General features: G+C 57.0%; 10 protein-coding genes, 3 tRNA genes and 3 rRNA genes. 4 read left to right on the plus strand and 12 right to left on the minus strand.

Features of this window, described 5'->3' with window-relative positions; translation table 11 throughout:
* Positions 1 to 10 precede the first annotated feature (10 nt).
* Together iolG and AB1E42_RS00190 are read right to left on the minus strand one after the other, a co-directional pair.
* Complete coding sequence (gene iolG, locus AB1E42_RS00185) at positions 11 to 1,027, minus strand: inositol 2-dehydrogenase (RefSeq protein ID WP_368344995.1); 1,017 nt, start codon at positions 1,025 to 1,027, stop codon at positions 11 to 13.
* A complete protein-coding gene (locus AB1E42_RS00190; RefSeq protein WP_368344996.1) occupies positions 1,024 to 2,625 on the minus strand; it encodes a GMC family oxidoreductase in 1,602 nt (533 codons plus the stop codon). Before AB1E42_RS00190 ends, iolG begins: the two co-directional genes overlap by 4 nt.
* Positions 2,626 to 2,776: 151 nt before the next feature.
* Here AB1E42_RS00190 and AB1E42_RS00195 point away from each other — a divergent pair, with 151 nt between their 5' ends.
* Complete coding sequence (locus AB1E42_RS00195; protein ID WP_368344997.1) at positions 2,777 to 3,892, plus strand: Gfo/Idh/MocA family protein; 1,116 nt, start codon at positions 2,777 to 2,779, stop codon at positions 3,890 to 3,892.
* A 107-nt stretch (positions 3,893 to 3,999) separates the two neighbouring features.
* On the opposite strand, the gene AB1E42_RS00200 is transcribed toward AB1E42_RS00195, so the two are convergent.
* Genes AB1E42_RS00200 through AB1E42_RS00210 form a run of 3 tightly spaced genes read right to left on the minus strand, consistent with a single transcriptional unit; the run spans position 4,000 to position 7,432 of the window.
* Positions 4,000 to 5,508: a sugar ABC transporter ATP-binding protein gene (locus AB1E42_RS00200; RefSeq protein WP_368344998.1), complete on the minus strand. Its 1,509-nt coding sequence runs from the start codon at positions 5,506 to 5,508 to the stop codon at positions 4,000 to 4,002.
* Positions 5,505 to 6,482: an ABC transporter permease gene (locus AB1E42_RS00205; RefSeq protein ID WP_368344999.1), complete on the minus strand. Its 978-nt coding sequence runs from the start codon at positions 6,480 to 6,482 to the stop codon at positions 5,505 to 5,507. Before AB1E42_RS00205 ends, AB1E42_RS00200 begins: the two co-directional genes overlap by 4 nt.
* On the minus strand, positions 6,479 to 7,432 hold the full coding sequence (locus tag AB1E42_RS00210; protein ID WP_368345000.1) for an ABC transporter permease: 954 nt from the start codon (positions 7,430 to 7,432) through the stop codon (positions 6,479 to 6,481). The genes AB1E42_RS00205 and AB1E42_RS00210 overlap by 4 nt, the downstream gene beginning before the upstream one ends.
* 270 nt (positions 7,433 to 7,702) lie before the next feature.
* On the opposite strand from AB1E42_RS00210, the gene AB1E42_RS00215 reads away from it, so the two are divergent.
* Positions 7,703 to 8,704, plus strand: a complete 1,002-nt coding sequence (locus tag AB1E42_RS00215; protein ID WP_368345001.1) for a sugar ABC transporter substrate-binding protein — start codon at positions 7,703 to 7,705, stop codon at positions 8,702 to 8,704.
* A 79-nt stretch (positions 8,705 to 8,783) separates the two neighbouring features.
* Positions 8,784 to 9,824 carry a zinc-binding dehydrogenase gene (locus tag AB1E42_RS00220; RefSeq protein WP_368345002.1) on the plus strand — a complete coding sequence of 347 codons (1,041 nt, stop codon included), beginning with the start codon at positions 8,784 to 8,786 and terminating at the stop codon, positions 9,822 to 9,824.
* 8 nt (positions 9,825 to 9,832) lie between these two features.
* Here AB1E42_RS00220 and AB1E42_RS00225 read toward each other — a convergent pair whose 3' ends face one another.
* The gene (locus tag AB1E42_RS00225; protein WP_368345003.1) at positions 9,833 to 10,336 is read right to left on the minus strand and encodes a hypothetical protein; all 504 of its coding nucleotides are present in this window, start codon (positions 10,334 to 10,336) and stop codon (positions 9,833 to 9,835) included.
* A 54-nt stretch (positions 10,337 to 10,390) separates the two neighbouring features.
* On the opposite strand from AB1E42_RS00225, the gene AB1E42_RS00230 reads away from it, so the two are divergent.
* Complete coding sequence (locus AB1E42_RS00230; RefSeq protein ID WP_368345004.1) at positions 10,391 to 10,873, plus strand: sugar ABC transporter substrate-binding protein; 483 nt, start codon at positions 10,391 to 10,393, stop codon at positions 10,871 to 10,873.
* Positions 10,874 to 11,033: 160 nt separating this feature from the next.
* Here AB1E42_RS00230 and AB1E42_RS00235 read toward each other — a convergent pair.
* From AB1E42_RS00235 to AB1E42_RS00260, 6 genes are all read right to left on the minus strand, one after another.
* Positions 11,034 to 11,110, minus strand: a tRNA-Met gene (locus AB1E42_RS00235).
* Positions 11,111 to 11,155: 45 nt separating this feature from the next.
* Positions 11,156 to 11,270: ribosomal RNA gene (rrf, locus tag AB1E42_RS00240) — 5S ribosomal RNA — on the minus strand.
* Between the two features lie 87 nt (positions 11,271 to 11,357).
* Positions 11,358 to 14,191 (minus strand): 23S ribosomal RNA (locus AB1E42_RS00245).
* 368 nt (positions 14,192 to 14,559) lie between these two features.
* Positions 14,560 to 14,636 (minus strand) — tRNA-Ile (locus tag AB1E42_RS00250).
* Between the two features lie 47 nt (positions 14,637 to 14,683).
* Positions 14,684 to 14,759 (minus strand) — tRNA-Ala (locus tag AB1E42_RS00255).
* Between the two features lie 136 nt (positions 14,760 to 14,895).
* Positions 14,896 to 16,357: ribosomal RNA gene (locus tag AB1E42_RS00260) — 16S ribosomal RNA — on the minus strand.
* Together the 16S, 23S and 5S rRNA genes with 3 tRNA genes alongside form the textbook arrangement of a ribosomal RNA operon.
* Positions 16,358 to 16,846 lie beyond the last annotated feature (489 nt).

A 16,846-nucleotide genomic window follows, 5' to 3' on the forward strand; every position in this document is an offset into this window, starting at 1 on the left:
TTTTCTAACATCAGATCCCGTCATAGGCCGGGGCGATAGCCCTGCCATCTTTCGCGGACTGTGCGCAGGCCAATGCGATGGCAAGTGCTGCGCGGCCGTCATCAGCGGTTGCCGAAGGGCTGCGACCACTGGTGACAGCGGCATGGAATTCATCCAGCGCGTTGTAAAAGGATTGGTCATAGCGTTCGAGGAAGAAGTGCTTGAGTGGCTCGCGGGCTTCGGTGCGGTCGGCACCCCAGCGGACGAGGTTATCGTCGCGTTGGTTCAGCGTTTGAAGCATACCTTTATCGCCAAAAGCTTCGAGACGTTGATCGAAACCGTAGGAACAACTGCGGCTGTTGTTGATGTGGACCAAGGCGCCGGAAGGCATTTTCAGGGTGGTCATCGTCATGTCGAAATCACCCTCGGCACCGATCTGCGGATCGAACATACATGAGCCGGAGGCGTGCACCTCAACAGGGCGTTCGCCCGCGATCCAGCACAGAAGATCAATGTCATGGATCGTGGCATCGACGAAATAGCCGCCCGAGGCGCGGACATAGTCGATTGGTGGGGGGGCCGGTTCGCGGCTCCAGCTCATCAGCATGTTCACACGGCCGATCTCGCCGTTGCGAACCGCTTCGCGCAGGGCGTTGTTTTCAGGGTCGAAGCGACGGTTAAAGCCGAGCATGAATGGAACTGGGTTCGACTCAAGCGCGGCCATCGCGCGGCTGACCCGCTCAAGGGTCTGATCCAGTGGCTTCTCGCAATAGATCGGCTTGCCAGCCTGCGCGACGCGCTCGATGTAATCCACATGGGTATCGGTGGGGGTGGCGATGATCACTGCATCAACGGCAGGATCAGCCAGCACCTGATCGAGATCATCCATCGGCCGGCCGCCATATTGCGCGGCGGCTTTTTCGGCGGACGCGATACGCGGGTTATAGATGACCTCCAGATGCAAGCCCGGGTGGGCGTTGATCTTGGGACCATAGACATGCGCCATGCGGCCGGTGCCCATCAGGGCGATGCGAAGGATCTGGGTCATGCAGGCACCTTAGCATCTTCGAGGATCATCGCGGCGGCTTTCTCGCCGATCATGATGGAGGCGGCGTTGGTATTGCCGGTCACGATACGCGGCATGATGGAAGCGTCGGCCACGCGCAAACCCTCGATCCCGTGAACGCGGAGGCGCGGGTCAACGACTGCATCTTCGCCCACGCCCATTTTGCAGGTGCCGACCGGATGCAGCAGCGAGAGGCCGTTGGAGCGGCAAAAGGCGAGCAATTCCTCGTCTGTTTGTACGTCCTTGCCGGGGGACAGTTCATAATCGACACAATCGGACATCGGCGCGGTTTGCGCGATCTTACGGCCGAATTTCAGGCCAGCGATGGCGGCACGTTGGTCGGCCTCATCGGCAAAAAAGTTAAACTGGATTTCTGGCTGGTCGGTCGGGTTTGGCCCCGTGATATACACATGGCCGCGCGAGTTGGGGCGCATATGCTCGGCCAGAATGGTGAAACCCGAGAAGGGATGCGGCTTGAGCTGTTCATCGGTACACCATGCCATGAAAGTGACCATCATATCGGGGCGATCGATTTCAGGGCCGGAGCAGATGAAGGTGTTGGAGTAGTTGCCATTGTCGGCAAACGGGCCGCGCCGGAACAGAAGATGCCGCAGGAGCTGGATGCCGCCTTTGATCTTGTTGTTGTAAAGATCATTCACGGTGGAATGCACGGTGGAGCGGTATTCGGCACCGATGCCGAAATGGTCCTGTAGGTTCTCGCCAACGCCGGAGAGGTCATGCTGAACCGCGATGCCATGCTTTTGCAGGAGTGCCGCGGGGCCGATGCCGGAAATTTGCAGGAGCTGCGGCGAGTTAAATGTGCCGCCGCTGAGGACGATCTCGCGCCGCGCCTTGGCGCTGTGCTGGCCGGAACGATCTTTCCACGTGACACCAGTCGCGCGCTTGCCGTCGAGGTCGATCCGCTGAACCATAGCATGCAAGCGGAGGTCGATATGCTGTTTAGCCTTGCCACGAAGGTATCCTGCGGCGGTGCTCCAGCGGCGGCCATCCTTGGTGGTTGTCTGGACGTAGCCGGTGCCCTCCTGCTGAGGGCCGTTGAAATCGTCGTTGCGGGGAACGCCGAGCGCCTCGGATGCGGCATGGAAGGCTTCACCCAGCGCGTGTTCAGTGCGGATGTCAGACACCGCGACGGGGCCGCCGGTGCCGTGATAATCATCAGCGCCGCGCTCCTGATCCTCGCAGGATTTGAAGAAGGGTAAGACGCCATCCCAGCCCCAGCCGGTGCAGCCGTTGGCCTCCCAGCCATCGAAATCCTCCGGCTGGCCGCGCATATAGATCATGCCGTTGATCGCGCCGGTACCGCCGAGAACCTTCCCACGCGGCTGGAACAGGCGGCGGTTATTCAGGTGCGGTTCGGGGGCGCTTTCGTAGCACCAGTTCACCTTGGGATTGGCGTAGAGCATTGAATAGCCGAGCGGAATATGGATGAACGGATTGCGGTCCTTGCCACCCGCTTCCAGAAGCAGAACCGAATGCCCCGCCTCGCCAAGACGGCCCGCGACCGCACAGCCCGCAGAGCCCGCCCCGATCACAATGTAATCGTATTCAAGTTTCGCCATCATGTCCTCCCTCGTCCCGATCTAAATTGGCGCAACGAATCGCGACTGGGTATGTTCGAAATGTCAGAACTGGACATATTTCCCGTCGCTCGCCCAAAGGAAGCGCGGCACTGTGCGGGCTGAACTGGAGGAAGAGGCGAGGAGCAGAGCAATGGGCAAGCCCGAAATCGGAATTGGACTGATCGGATCGGGGTTCATGGGGCGGTGCCATGCCAATGCGTTCCGCTCGGTATCAGGATTGTTCGATGTCGCCGGCGAGCCGCAGTTGCGGATGCTGGCGGATGCCTCACCCGCGCTGGCCAGCGCAGCGGCCGAGGCTTTGGGATTTGCGCAAGGGACGGGCGACTGGAAGGCGCTGATCAATGATCCGGCGATCGACATCGTCTCGATCACCGCGCCGAATGTTTTGCACGCGCCGATGGCGTTTGAGGCCATAAAGGCCGGAAAAACAGTCTATTGCGAGAAACCGCTCTCAACGACCGCCGCGATTGCACTGGAAATGACCGAAGCCGCGGAGGCGGCGGGTGTGGTGACGCTTGTGGGTTTCAATTTCCTGCGCAACCCGATGATCCGCCTCGCGCGGGACATCATCGGCAGCGGCGAGATTGGCGAGATCACCGGCTTTCGCGGACGTCATGCCGAGAATTACATGGCGAGCCCCGATGCGCCGCATTCCTTCCGCACCGATCCGCAAGGCGGCGGCGCGCTGGCGGATATCGGCAGTCACATCATCTCGATGGCGCGATTCCTTCTTGGACCGATCAGCGAGGTACAAGGCGATTGCCGGACACTTTACCCCACGCGGCCCGTTTCCCAAGGGAGTGCGGAGCGGAAACCCGTCGTGGTAGACGATATGACCCACGCTCTTGTCCATTTTGAAAGTGGCGTCACGGGCAGTTTTGAAGCCAATTGGGCTGCTACGGGACGGACGATGGACCTGTCGTGGGAAATCACTGGCACGAAAGGGGCCTTGGCGTTCAGTCAGGAATCGATGAACGAATTATTGCAGTATAAAGGCATGCCCGGCCGGAGCGGCTTCACGCGGATCGAAGCGGGACCGGATCACCCGCCCTACGGACAATTCTGCCCAGCACCGGGACACCACTTGGGATTCAACGATTTGAAAGTGATCGAGGTCGCTGAACTGATCGCCGCGCATTGTGGTGGGCCAAAAGCCGGACCCGATTTCCGCGAGGCATATGAAGTGCAGCGCACGGTCGAGGCCATTCAAACATCGAGCGAGGCACGGGCTTGGGTGCCTCTCTAGCCCGCTGACCATACGACATCACAGCACATCGGAACGGCCCGATCCATTGGATCGGGCCGCTTCCACAAGACATCGCAAGAGGGTTGCGTAACGCGGGCGGTGGGAGGTTATTCCGCCGCGATGCCTTGGCGGTGGTGGGATACCGCGTCGATCAAGTTTTCCTCGGTCATTGCGTCGCCTTCGAACTCGGCCACAACCGCGCCTTCGGACATTGCCAGCACGCGGTGACTGACGCCGAGCACCTCTGGCATTTCAGATGAAATGACGATCACCGCCAGACCTTGATGGGCAAGATCAGCGATCAATTCGTGAATGGCAGATTTGGAACCCACATCAATGCCACGGGTCGGTTCATCAAGGATGATGAGCTTGGGATCAGCGCAGAGCCATTTGGCGAGCACGAACTTTTGTTGGTTGCCACCGGAAAGCTGTGAGAGCGCCTGATCTGGGCCAGTGGTCTTGATCGAAAGCGCTGATCGGTATTTCTCGAAAACCGCGAGTTCCTTGGTGCGGTTCATCACCGAAATATCGGAAAACAGCGACAGGTGCGGGAGAGATGTATTTTCGCGCCCGCCCATCATCAGCACGAGCCCTTGTTCTTTGCGGCTTTCGGGAACGAGTGCCATGCCCATGTCGATGGCCTCTCGTGGTGAGGGTATCTTGATCTCTGCGCCCTTCCAGAAGAGCGTCCCGCTATCGGCTTTGCGGACACCGAACACGGTTTCGACGACCTCTGATCGCCCTGCCCCGACCAAGCCATAAAGACCGAGCACCTCGCCCTCGCGGACCGAGAATGACACATCTTGGAACAGTCCCTGTTTGCCCAGCCCATCCACGCGGAGCACTTCCGCGCCGAAGTTGGCATCTGCCTTGACGAAATAGGCGTCGAGTGTCCGCCCGATCATCATGCGGGTGATTTGGTTAAGGTCCGAGTCTGCGGTTTCGACTGTTCCCTGCACCTGTCCATCGCGGAGAACGGTCACACGGTCTGTGATTTCGAAGATCTCGTCCATCTTGTGGGAAATATAGACGATGCCCACCCCCCGCTCGCGCAGGCTTCTGATCGTATGGAAGAGCTGGTTCTTCTCATTATCGGTGAGCGAGGCGGTTGGTTCGTCAAAGATCACGACATTCGCGCTGAACGCCTCTGCGCGGGCGATTTCGACCATTTGCTGCATCGCGACGGAAAGCGTGCCGACCCGAACATCAGGCCCGAAACCGCAATTCAGCGCATCGAGGGCAGCCTTTGCATTTCTGCGCAGTTCCCTTTTCTTCAAGATGCCGAGCCTGTTCGTTGGCCATGCGCCAAGATAAATGTTCTCGGCCACCGACAGTTCGGGCGCGAGTGACAGTTCCTGATGGATCAGCAAGATCCCTTTCTTGCGTGCATCAAGCGGGCCACTGACCTCAGTTGGCTGGCCTTTATAGATGATCTCGCCAGCATCGGCGCGGTGCAGGCCGGCCAGAACTTTCATCAGCGTTGATTTGCCAGCGCCATTTTCACCAACCAGCGCATGAACCTCGCCAGCACGAATATCGAAGCTGACATCATCGAGCGCCTTTACCCCAGGGAAGGTTTTGGTGACGCCGCGCACCTCGAGTACCAGATCATTCATCTTGCGCCCTCCTGCTGGTTCAACAGTTTATCGAGACTCAGCGCGAGGATAAGCACAGCGCCCATTACCATCAGCTCGACGTAATTTGGTGTATTGAGGAGCCGCAAGCCATTGCGGAGCACTGCGAGCGTCAACACGCCGCCGATTGTCATCCACATGCTGCCGAAGCCGCCAGTGAGCCTGATGCCCCCCAGCACAACAGCGATGATGGTCCACAGCTCCCAGATCTTGCCGGCATTCGGCTCTGCCGTTCCGAGTCGCATTGACAACAGAATCCCACAGACGGCCGCCATTGTGCCACAGATCGTGAAGTTGATAATTTTGTGGCGCTTGACGTTGATGCCAGCGTCATGCGCCGCTTCGATATTATCACCGACTGCATAGGTTTCGCGGCCGTGGCGGGTGTTGGTCAGCACCCACTGGAAGAACAGCGCAAGACCAAAGAACAGCATTGCGGTAAGTGAAAGTGGCCCAAGGTAGATCTCGGGGATTTCGGTATAGGCGAAGTCCGGCACCATCAGGGCGTTTTCGCCGGTATAAACGAACACGATGCCGCGAATACCGATCAAGCCACCGAGCGTGACAATGAACGAATGCATGCCAGACAGGGCAACCAACGAACCATTTATGAAGCCCAGAACCATGCCGGACATCAGGCCAAGTCCGACCGCAGGCCATGTGCCCATATGATCTTGCAGGCCGATGGCGAGCGCCGAGGCCAAAGCAAGGATAGCACCGACCGAGAGGTCAATTTCGCCATCGATCATCACCATCGTCATGCCGATCGCGAGAATGCCGATAAAGGCACCTTGGGTGAGGATATTGCCGATGTTGTTGAGCGTTAGAAAGTACGGACTCGCGAGCGAGAAGACCAAGACCGTGAGCGCCAGGAACACCCAGATATGATTCCGAAAGAGCCAGCTGACGGTTTGACGAAGCGGATTCGAGCGATTCGTTTGAGAAAAGTCGGTCATGCAAAAACCCTCCCGCGCTTGGCACCAAGATCGATCCAAACGGCGATGATGATAACAGCCCACGTCACGAGCCACTGAATGTAATAGGGGAAGCCGAGCAGGAGGAGGCCGTTCTGGATAAAGCCGAGCATCGAGATGCCGATGACCGTCCGCCAGATGCTGCCGGAACCACCAAGCATTGATGTGCCGCCAAGAATAACACCGGCAAGAACCGTTAATTCATACCCCTGACCGATCGTATTTTGCGCCCCCATCACGCGGCTTCCCATAATGACAGCGGCGACAGCGGTTGTCAGACCTGATGCCACATAGGTCCAGAAGACCGTCCAGCGTGCGTCGATGCCCGAAAAGATGCTGGCTGTCTCGTTGCCGCCGACACCATAGACGCGGCGCCCGAATGTTGTGAACTGGAGGATGAGGCCGGCGATCAATGCCCCAAAGAGAAACATGAGGACAGGTACCGGAATACCGAGGAAATCGCCCCGTCCAAAAACGGCGAACCATGTTTCTTGTGCATTTTGGACATTCACGTTTGACCCGCCGGAATAGAACAGAACGAGGCCCTGCAAAAAGGACAGCATAGCGAGCGTTACGATAAGGGCATTCAAGCCGACGAAGCCCACCAACAGGCCATTGAAAGCGCCAATTGCCAGCCCTGCGAGGATGGTCATGACGATTGCCGGAAAGGGGCCGGAGATGTTGTGCTGATCGACCACGATCACCGTCAGAAGGGTCAACATGGAACCAACCGAGAGATCAAGGCGCCCCGTCATGACCACAAATGTCACGCCGAGCGCCATCATACCTGTTATGGAGACCTGCCGTAGGACGTCCAGAATGTTACCCGGTGTCAGGAAGGCATCCGCGTTTAGCGCGACACCGACCAGAAAAACCAAGAAAGCCAGAATAAGCCCATGCCGCCTCAGCAGCGCAGTCACAGTTGCACTCATCGATCACGTTCCTCCCATCCCAATGGTTAGGATGGGGGCTGAGCTATAAACAGCCCAGAAAAATCCAAAATGGCTCAAATCAATTTGGGGGTCATGCGGTGTTTAATGTGAAAAGCATTCCAAACCCCGTCTTGAAGAAAATCAGATTTGGACATCTGCGCAATTGTTTCTGAGCCCTTTGCGCCGAAATGATTAGGGCACACGCCCCGGACCGCTGCCATCGGGGAGACACGTTGAGGAGGACAGGCAGCGGACAACATGGAGGAACATATGTCCAATTTCACCTATATCGTGAGCAAGCCGCTTGCCGCCGCTGCGCTTCTGGCGCTGTCCGCTGGGGCCGTAGTCGCGCAAGACGCACCCGAATGGCTGGGTGGCGAACTGAAGAAGCCGCTCTCCGAGACTCGGATCGGTATTACGGTTCTGTATCCCGGTTCGAATTCCTATCAGGCCAAGTATGCCGAAACAGCCGAAGACTATGCCGCCGAGCTTGGCATTCAGGCCACGGTGATGGACCCGCAGGGCGATCCGGCCACGCAGTTCGACCAGATTCAGGACATGGCTTCTCAGAACATGGATGCCATGGTCGTTTGGCCGACGTCCCAGAATGCACTGATCCCCGCGATCCGCAACGCGTCGCGTGCCGGTATTCCCGTTGTGACATCGAATTCGCCCCTTGGCGAGGCCGGCCGCCGCTATATCGAAGGGCACACGGGACCCGATGATTGCGCGCTGGCCGCACAGGCCGCCGAGATGCTGGGCGATGCCTTGGGCGGCCAAGGCAACATCGTCGTGGTCGAGGGGACACCCGGCTATGCGGTGTCGATACTGCGCGGCAACTGCTTCCTTGATGAGCTTGCGGACAACTATCCCGACATCGAAGTGCTCGCCAGCCAGACCGCTGAGTGGAACCGGGAAAAAGCACAGACAGTGACCGAGACCTTCCTGACCCAGTTCGGCGATCAGATTGATGGCGTTTATGCGTTTGATGACGGTATGGCACTTGGCGTCGTAAGCGCCCTGCAAGGTGCCGGGAAAGAGCCCGGTGACGTCAAAGTTGTCAGCTGCAACCAGTTTGGCGAAGGCTGGGACGCCATGCGCGAAGGCTGGATTTCCGGTTCGGGGAAACAGTCGCCGATCGATGATGCAATCCTTGCGATCCAGACCGCGATCAAGGTCGCAAACGGCATCGAAGTGCCCGAGCTCCAGGAAATCGAGCGTGCCAAGATCACGCCCGAAAACGTGGACGAGTTCGAACGTCCCACTTGGTAAGCAGACACATTGAAATGCGCAGGCCTGACAGTGTCGGGCCTGCGCTTTTTCGTTTTGATCTCAAAGCTGGGAGAGCGACATGACACAAAAAATGCGAGCCGCTGTTTTGGTTGAGCCGCGCAGATTTGAATTGGATTTGCGCCCTGTTCCAGACATCCAGCCCGACGAGGTTTTGCTAGAGGTCGCAAGGTGCGGCATTTGCGGGACAGACACGCATATCTACGACGGTGGCTTTATGGCCCATCGCCTGCCTCTTGTGCCGGGGCACGAGTTTTCCGGTCGCGTCGTGCAATCAGGTGCGAAAAGCGGTGTCGCCGAGGGCATTGCGGCTGTGGTGGACATCAACCACGGGTGCGGACGCTGCTATTACTGCCGCCGAGGGCAATTGATGAACTGCCCCTCAATCAAACAGATCGGCATCGACGTGGATGGTGGCTTTGCAGAATACGTGCGGGTGCCGGGCCATCTTGTGATCGAAGCGCTGGAAACGACCTCATTTGACGTGCTGGCCCTGACAGAGCCTGCTGCCTGCGTCGTCCACACCGCGGTGCGCAGCGGGCTTGAACCGGCGCGGTCCGTGCTGATTATCGGGGCGGGGCCCATTGGAAACCTGCATATCCAGATGCAACGTCTGACAGGGGCAGCACCTATCATCGTGGCCGAGACATCACCGGAACGGGCAAAGCTGGCAAAAGCGGTGGGTGCAGACGCCGTTGTCAGCGATCCAGGCAGGCTTCTTGGTGTGGTGCATGAAATGACTGACGGGCGCGGTGTCGATCTGGCGATCGAAAGCGTCGGCGCGACGGCTTTATATGAGGTAGCGCAAGCGGCGCTTCGACCGGGCGGTCACCTTGCCGCATTTGGCCTTCCGCCCGAAGGGTCGGAATTGAATGTGGATTTACTGTCGACGGTATTGCGCGAATATTCCCTTATGGGAAGTGTCGCAGGGCCCGGACAAGCGATGCACCGCGCGTTGAGTTTGTTATGTCATGGCAGGTTCGACACGACCGCGTTTACGGCTGCAGCCTACGCGTTGGATGACATTGGCACCGCGTTTGACACGCTTGCGGACCGACCCAACGATTTGAAAACCCAGATTATTCTCAACGACGCGCTCTAGCAAAGCGATCAATAATGCCCCCGCGTCCGCATGATCGCGTCGATGCGGTTTTGCGCGTTGGAAAGGGCGTCCTTGGCAGATAGCGCGCCCTGTAGCATCCTGCGGATCTCGTCGCCCAGCACGCTCAGAAGATCGCTGAATTCGGGGATCGGGGGGCGTGGCCAGCTTTGCAATTCGCCGCGCCGCTCCATCGCGTCCACCTCGACGATCAGCGACGAGCTGGCCCGCACCTCGGGGTCGGCGCTGGTGGAAAAGCGTGGGCTGGTGAGGTTGCCGTTGAGCACATACCATTTGAGCATTTTGGGCCGGGTGAGATATTCCATCACCTTCCACGAGGCGCTTTTTCGTTCCGCAGGAAGCCCGGCCGGGATCGCCAGCGAGAAGCCACCAATGGGCGAGATGGTGCGCGCGCCCGGGCCATGCGGATGGGGCATGAACTTGACGTTGCCATGCGCGGGCGAGTTTTCGTTCAGCTCGAAGGCGGCAGCGCGCACGCTCCAGCCATAGGTCATCGCGGCCTCTCCGCGCGAGAAGATGCCGATGCGCTTGATGGCGAAGGCAACATCGTGGTGGTCGAGGGTACGCCTGGTTACACCGTGTCGATCCTTCGTAAGAACTGCTTCCTCGATAAGATGGCCGACGATTACCCGGGCATCAATATCCTCGCCAGCCAGACCGCTGAGTGGAACCGCGAGATAGCACAAACCGTGATGGAAACTTTCCTCACCCAGTTTGGCGATGAGATCGACGGCGTTTATGCGTTTGACGATGGTATGGGCCTAGGCGTCATCAGCGCGCTGCAAGGTGCCGGCAAAGAACCGGGCGACGTCGCGGTTGTGACCTGTAACCAGTTTGGTGAAGGCTGGGATGCAATGAAGGCCGGATGGCATTCAGGCTCCAACAAGCAATCGCCAATCGATGATGCGATCCTCGCGATCCAGACGGCGATCAAGGTTGCCAACGGTATCGACGTGCCTGCGCTGCAAGGCATCGAGACGCCGAAGGTACTGCCGAGCAACGTCGACGACTTCGAGCGTCCTTCCTGGTAAGATTTTCTCCCGAAGACCGAAGGGCCGCGTTTGCGCGGCCCTTTTTTGTTGGGTGCGGGAATTGATGGAGAATCGCGACATGCGCTGGAATAGCGTGAGCGGCGACGCCAGAGCGCTCCGCGGATGCGAGGCTAAACGTTTGATATATATGTTGGAATACTGGTTGCGGGGGTAGGATTTGAACCTACGACCTTCAGGTTATGAGCCTGACGAGCTACCGGGCTGCTCCACCCCGCGTTGGGTATTGGGGTATCGTTAAGAGAGATCTGAGGACTTTTCTAGGTCTGGCGGTGACTTACTCTCCCACGTCTTAAGACGCAGTACCATCAGCGCGACGGCACTTAACTGCCGAGTTCGGAATGGGGTCGGGTGTTTTGCTCGTGCTATAGCCACCAGACCAAGGAAAGTCCTCATTTTTTAAGTCAAGTTTACTGTATTGTGTGTGTATGCTTTTGATTTGAGTAACGTCTTGTTGTTACTGGATCAAATCAAGCCTATCGGACCATTAGTACCGGTCAACTGAACGCATTGCTGCGCTTACATCTCCGGCCTATCGACGTGGTGGTCTACCACGGTCCTCAAGGGATACCTTGTTTTGAGGGGGGCTTCCCGCTTAGATGCCTTCAGCGGTTATCCTGTCCGATCATAGCTACCCTGCACTGCCGTTGGCACGACAACAGGTCCACCAGTGGATCGTTCACCCCGGTCCTCTCGTACTAGGGGCAACTCCTCTCAAGTATCCTACACCCACGGAAGATAGGGACCGAACTGTCTCACGACGTTCTAAACCCAGCTCACGTACCTCTTTAAATGGCGAACAGCCATACCCTTGGGACCTGCTCCAGCCCCAGGATGAGATGAGCCGACATCGAGGTGCCAAACGATGCCGTCGATATGGACTCTTGGGCATCATCAGCCTGTTATCCCCGGCGTACCTTTTATCCGTTGAGCGATGGCCCTTCCACGCGGGACCACCGGATCACTATGGCCGTCTTTCGACTCTGCTCGACTTGTCAGTCTTGCAGTCAGGCTGGCTTCTGCCATTGCACTCAACGAGCGATTTCCGACCGCTCTGAGCCAACCTTCGCGCGCCTCCGTTACTGTTTGGGAGGCGACCGCCCCAGTCAAACTACCCACCACGCAGGGTCCCGGACCCGGATAACGGGCCGCGGTTAGACATCAAGCAGAACAAGGGTGGTATCTCAAGGGAGGCTCCACAGAGACTGGCGTCCCTGCTTCGAAGCCTACCACCTATCCTGCACATGTTGTGCCTGATGCCAGTGCGAAGTTGTAGTAAAGGTGCACGGGGTCTTTCCGTCTAACCGCGGGTAGCCTGCATCTTGACAGGCAATTCAATTTCGCTGAGTCGATGTTGGAGACAGCGGGGAAGTCGTTACGCCATTCGTGCAGGTCGGAACTTACCCGACAAGGAATTTCGCTACCTTAGGACCGTTATAGTTACGGCCGCCGTTTACCTGGGCTTCAATTCGGAGCTTGCACTCCTCCTTTTAACCTTCAGGCACCGGGCAGGCGTCAGACCCTATACGTCGTCTTGCGACTTCGCAGAGCCCTGTGTTTTTAGTAAACAGTCGCCACCCCCTGGTTTGTGCCCCCAGCTCCAAGTTGCCTTAGAACCGGGCCTCCTTCTCGCGAACTTACGGAGGTATTTTGCCGAGTTCCTTCAACATCGTTCTCTCAAGCGCCTTGGTATTCTCTACCAGTCCACCTGTGTCGGTTTAGGGTACGATCTAATAGTGGGGCTATTTCCAGGAACCGCTCAGCAGCCCAACCAATCCGATAAGGCTGAACTACACTTGCGATCCGTCACCACCACATGGCCCAGGAATATTAACCTGGTTCCCATCGACTACGCCTTTCGGCCTCGCCTTAGGGGTCGGCTTACCCTGCTCAGATTAGCTTTAAGCAGGAACCCTTGGACTTTCGGCGAGAGGGTCTCTCACCCTCTTTGTCGCTACTCATGTCATCATTCTCGCTAGTGATCTCTCCACCGGATGCCTTACAGCCCGGCTTCACAGAAAGATCCATGATCCTCCAAGGCGCCCCGAAGGACGCTAAAGAGGATAGGATCTATGTCACACTACGCTCCGCTACCACTGCATACGCAGTCCTAAGCTTCGGCTCATGGCTTGAGCCCCGTTACATCTTCGCCGCAGGACAACTTAATTAGACCAGTGAGCTGTTACGCTATCTTTAAAGGATGGCTGCTTCTAAGCCAACCTCCTGGTTGTTTTGGTCGTCCCACCTGCTTTCCCACTTAGCCATGAATTGGGGGCCTTAGCTGTAGGTCAGGGTTGTTTCCCTCTCCACGACGGACGTTAGCACCCGCCGTGTGTCTGCCATCTAGTACTCCTCGGTATTCGGAGTTTGGTTAGGATCAGTAAGCCTGTGGGGCCCCATTACCCATCCAGTGCTCTACCCCCGAGGGTATTCGGATGACGCTCTACCTAAATAGATTTCGCGGAGAACCAGCTATCTCCGAGTTTGATTGGCCTTTCACCCCTAGGCACAGCTCATCCCGATCCTTTTCAACGGATGTGGGTTCGGTCCTCCAGTGCGTGTTACCGCACCTTCAACCTGGCCATGCCTAGATCACTCGGTTTCGGGTCTGATGCCACGAACTCATGCGCCCTATTAAGACTCGCTTTCGCTGCGCCTACACCTATCGGCTTAAGCTTGCTCGTAACACCAAGTCGATGACCCATTATACAAAAGGTACGCCGTCAGGGCTCGAGGCCCCTCCGACTGCTTGTAGGCGTCCGGTTTCAGGTACTGTTTCACTCCCCTCGTCGGGGTGCTTTTCACCTTTCCCTCACGGTACTGGTTCACTATCGGTCAGTAAGGAGTACTTAGCCTTCGAGGGTGGTCCCCCGATCTTCAGACAGGATTTCACGTGTCCCGCCCTACTTAATACGTCAAATTGAGCTTCCCATACGGGGCTGTCACCCACTATGGCCCGGTTTTCCAACCAGTTCTGGTCACTCTCATTGCTCGGCTGGTCCGCGTTCGCTCGCCACTACTAGCGGAGTATCTGTTGATTTCCTTTCCTCCGGGTACTTAGATGTTTCAGTTCCCCGGGTTTGCTCTTAAAACCCTATGTATTCAGGTCTTAAGTACCTGTTTTTGAACATTATTGACTGTCAGAAGACAACAATAATGAACAATCAGGTGGGTTGCCCCATTCGGAGATCTTGGGATCAAAGGTTATTCTCACCTCCCCCAAGCTTATCGCAGAGTATCACGTCCTTCATCGCCTCTTACTGCCTAGGCATCCACCAAACGCCCTTTTCGCGCTTGATTTGATCCAGAAAGAACAAGACCGTTCCAGCGCATCACTGCACTGAAGACCGACCTTTTGTGCTGCGGTTGGTCCCTCGGATCACGTCGCCGCAAACCGAATGTCTCTCTGATCAAAAGTCATACATTTCCCACTCCCCCACTGGTTCAGAAGGGGAGCAATTTGGTTAGTGTACTTGACTTGGACAAAACTGCTCGTGGGCTCCCATAATGCACTACCACCTTACGGCAACTTGAGTGCGGGTCCCGAGATGATCCTCACGCGGATCATCAGCAGTTCTGATGTGTTGATCTCTCTTTACGATGTCAATGCGTCCGATTGGACGGGCAAACATTCCAAAAAATGCTTGCCGGTCAAATCGAAAGGGGAATGGTGGGTCGAGGAGGACTTGAACCTCCGACCTCACGCTTATCAGGCGTGCGCTCTAACCACCTGAGCTACCGACCCATTCGCGGTGGAGCGTCTCGCACCCGATAGGCGGCCGGCTCCGGTATTGGTGGAGCGTATCGGGATCGAACCGATGACCCCCTGCTTGCAAAGCAGGTGCTCTCCCAGCTGAGCTAACGCCCCGTCTTAGTGGCCCCTGCGCCACTGGATAACTGAAGAGATATGAGGACGGCCTGGTCCGTGATGTGACCGGTCAATGCCGGTCTTTTGCTAAGTGATCCATGTGACCAGCAAGCTGGTCAACTAGCATCATCCTTAGAAAGGAGGTGATCCAGCCGCAGGTTCCCCTACGGCTACCTTGTTACGACTTCACCCCAGTCGCTGAGCCTACCGTGGTCGGCTGCCCCCTCGAAAGGTTGGCGCACCGCCTTCGGGTAGACCCAACTCCCATGGTGTGACGGGCGGTGTGTACAAGGCCCGGGAACGTATTCACCGCGTCATGCTGTTACGCGATTACTAGCGATTCCGACTTCATGGGGTCGAGTTGCAGACCCCAATCCGAACTGAGACAGTTTTTTGGGATTAACCCATTGTCACTGCCATTGTAGCACGTGTGTAGCCCAACCCGTAAGGGCCATGAGGACTTGACGTCATCCACACCTTCCTCCCGCTTATCACGGGCAGTTCCCCTAGAGTGCCCAACTGAATGCTGGCAACTAAGGGTGTGGGTTGCGCTCGTTGCCGGACTTAACCGAACATCTCACGACACGAGCTGACGACAGCCATGCAGCACCTGTCACTCGGTCACCGAAGTGAAAGACCCATCTCTGGGACGGTCCGAGGATGTCAAGGGTTGGTAAGGTTCTGCGCGTTGCTTCGAATTAAACCACATGCTCCACCGCTTGTGCGGGCCCCCGTCAATTCCTTTGAGTTTTAATCTTGCGACCGTACTCCCCAGGCGGAATGCTTAATCCGTTAGGTGTGACACCGAAGCGCAAGCGCCCCGACGTCTGGCATTCATCGTTTACGGTGTGGACTACCAGGGTATCTAATCCTGTTTGCTCCCCACACTTTCGCACCTCAGCGTCAGTATCGAGCCAGTGAGCCGCCTTCGCCACTGGTGTTCCTCCGAATATCTACGAATTTCACCTCTACACTCGGAATTCCACTCACCTCTCTCGAACTCAAGACTACCAGTATCAAAGGCAGTTCCGGGGTTGAGCCCCGGGATTTCACCCCTGACTTAATAGTCCGCCTACGCGCGCTTTACGCCCAGTAATTCCGAACAACGCTAACCCCCTCCGTATTACCGCGGCTGCTGGCACGGAGTTAGCCGGGGTTTCTTTACTGGGTACAGTCATTATCTTCCCCAGCGAAAGAGCTTTACGACCCTAAGGCCTTCGTCACTCACGCGGCATGGCTAGATCAGGGTTGCCCCCATTGTCTAAGATTCCCCACTGCTGCCTCCCGTAGGAGTCTGGGCCGTGTCTCAGTCCCAGTGTTGCTGATCATCCTCTCAAACCAGCTACTGATCGTAGGCTTGGTAGGCCATTACCCCACCAACTACCTAATCAGACGCGGGCCGATCCTTCACCGAAATTCTTTCCCCCGAAGGGCGTATACGGTATTAAACCCAGTTTCCCGGGACTATTCCGTAGTGAAGGGCACGTTCCCACGCGTTACTAACCCGTCCGCCGCTAGACCCGAAGGTCTCGCTCGACTTGCATGTGTTAGGCCTGCCGCCAGCGTTCGTTCTGAGCCAGGATCAAACTCTCAAGTTGAAAGCGCCTTACAGCGCTATCCTTGACGTTCGAACCTCTGCACATCTTTGATTGCGCTACCGCTTCGCTACTTGAGCGCAGCAGCGGACCACCCGGCTAAGGAAAGGCCCCACAATCAAAAGTTCTCTGTTTGTTGTGCTTCAGGTACCAAAAGATACCGAAAGCCGCCAAACAGTGAAGCTGACACTCCATCATCGGTAACATATGCCCTACCGCCTTGCGGCTACTTGAGGGCGAAACCTAAGAGCGCGATATACAGACGTCTGATCCATCGAATGAACCAAACCGCCCACATATCTCTTCAGATATACTACAATGTCAAAAAGCAACCAAAGACAAAACGAAACCGATGCGCCCTAATCTTCCGGCGCGCCCGCCCCGCTTAACCTCTGATGTTCCCCGCCGATCCCTCAAGCTCATCGCCTCAGCGCCGCCGGTGAAGCGCTATCTACGGACTACGAAAAAAACCCGCAACCCCTTTTTACATAG

Origin of the sequence: Pelagovum sp. HNIBRBA483 (assembly GCF_040931995.1) — a bacterium.
Taxonomy (GTDB): Bacteria; Pseudomonadota; Alphaproteobacteria; order Rhodobacterales; family Rhodobacteraceae; genus JAEPMR01.

Coding starts and splice junctions, on each gene's coding strand:
- iolG (WP_368344995.1), bottom strand. CDS start 1,027: ATGACCCAGATCCTTCGCATCGCCCTGATGGGCACCGGCCGCATGGCG.
- AB1E42_RS00190 (WP_368344996.1), bottom strand. CDS start 2,625: ATGGCGAAACTTGAATACGATTACATTGTGATCGGGGCGGGCTCTGCG.
- AB1E42_RS00195 (WP_368344997.1), top strand. CDS start 2,777: ATGGGCAAGCCCGAAATCGGAATTGGACTGATCGGATCGGGGTTCATG.
- AB1E42_RS00200 (WP_368344998.1), bottom strand. CDS start 5,508: ATGAATGATCTGGTACTCGAGGTGCGCGGCGTCACCAAAACCTTCCCT.
- AB1E42_RS00205 (WP_368344999.1), bottom strand. CDS start 6,482: ATGACCGACTTTTCTCAAACGAATCGCTCGAATCCGCTTCGTCAAACC.
- AB1E42_RS00210 (WP_368345000.1), bottom strand. CDS start 7,432: ATGAGTGCAACTGTGACTGCGCTGCTGAGGCGGCATGGGCTTATTCTG.
- AB1E42_RS00215 (WP_368345001.1), top strand. CDS start 7,703: ATGTCCAATTTCACCTATATCGTGAGCAAGCCGCTTGCCGCCGCTGCG.
- AB1E42_RS00220 (WP_368345002.1), top strand. CDS start 8,784: ATGACACAAAAAATGCGAGCCGCTGTTTTGGTTGAGCCGCGCAGATTT.
- AB1E42_RS00225 (WP_368345003.1), bottom strand. CDS start 10,336: ATGACCTATGGCTGGAGCGTGCGCGCTGCCGCCTTCGAGCTGAACGAA.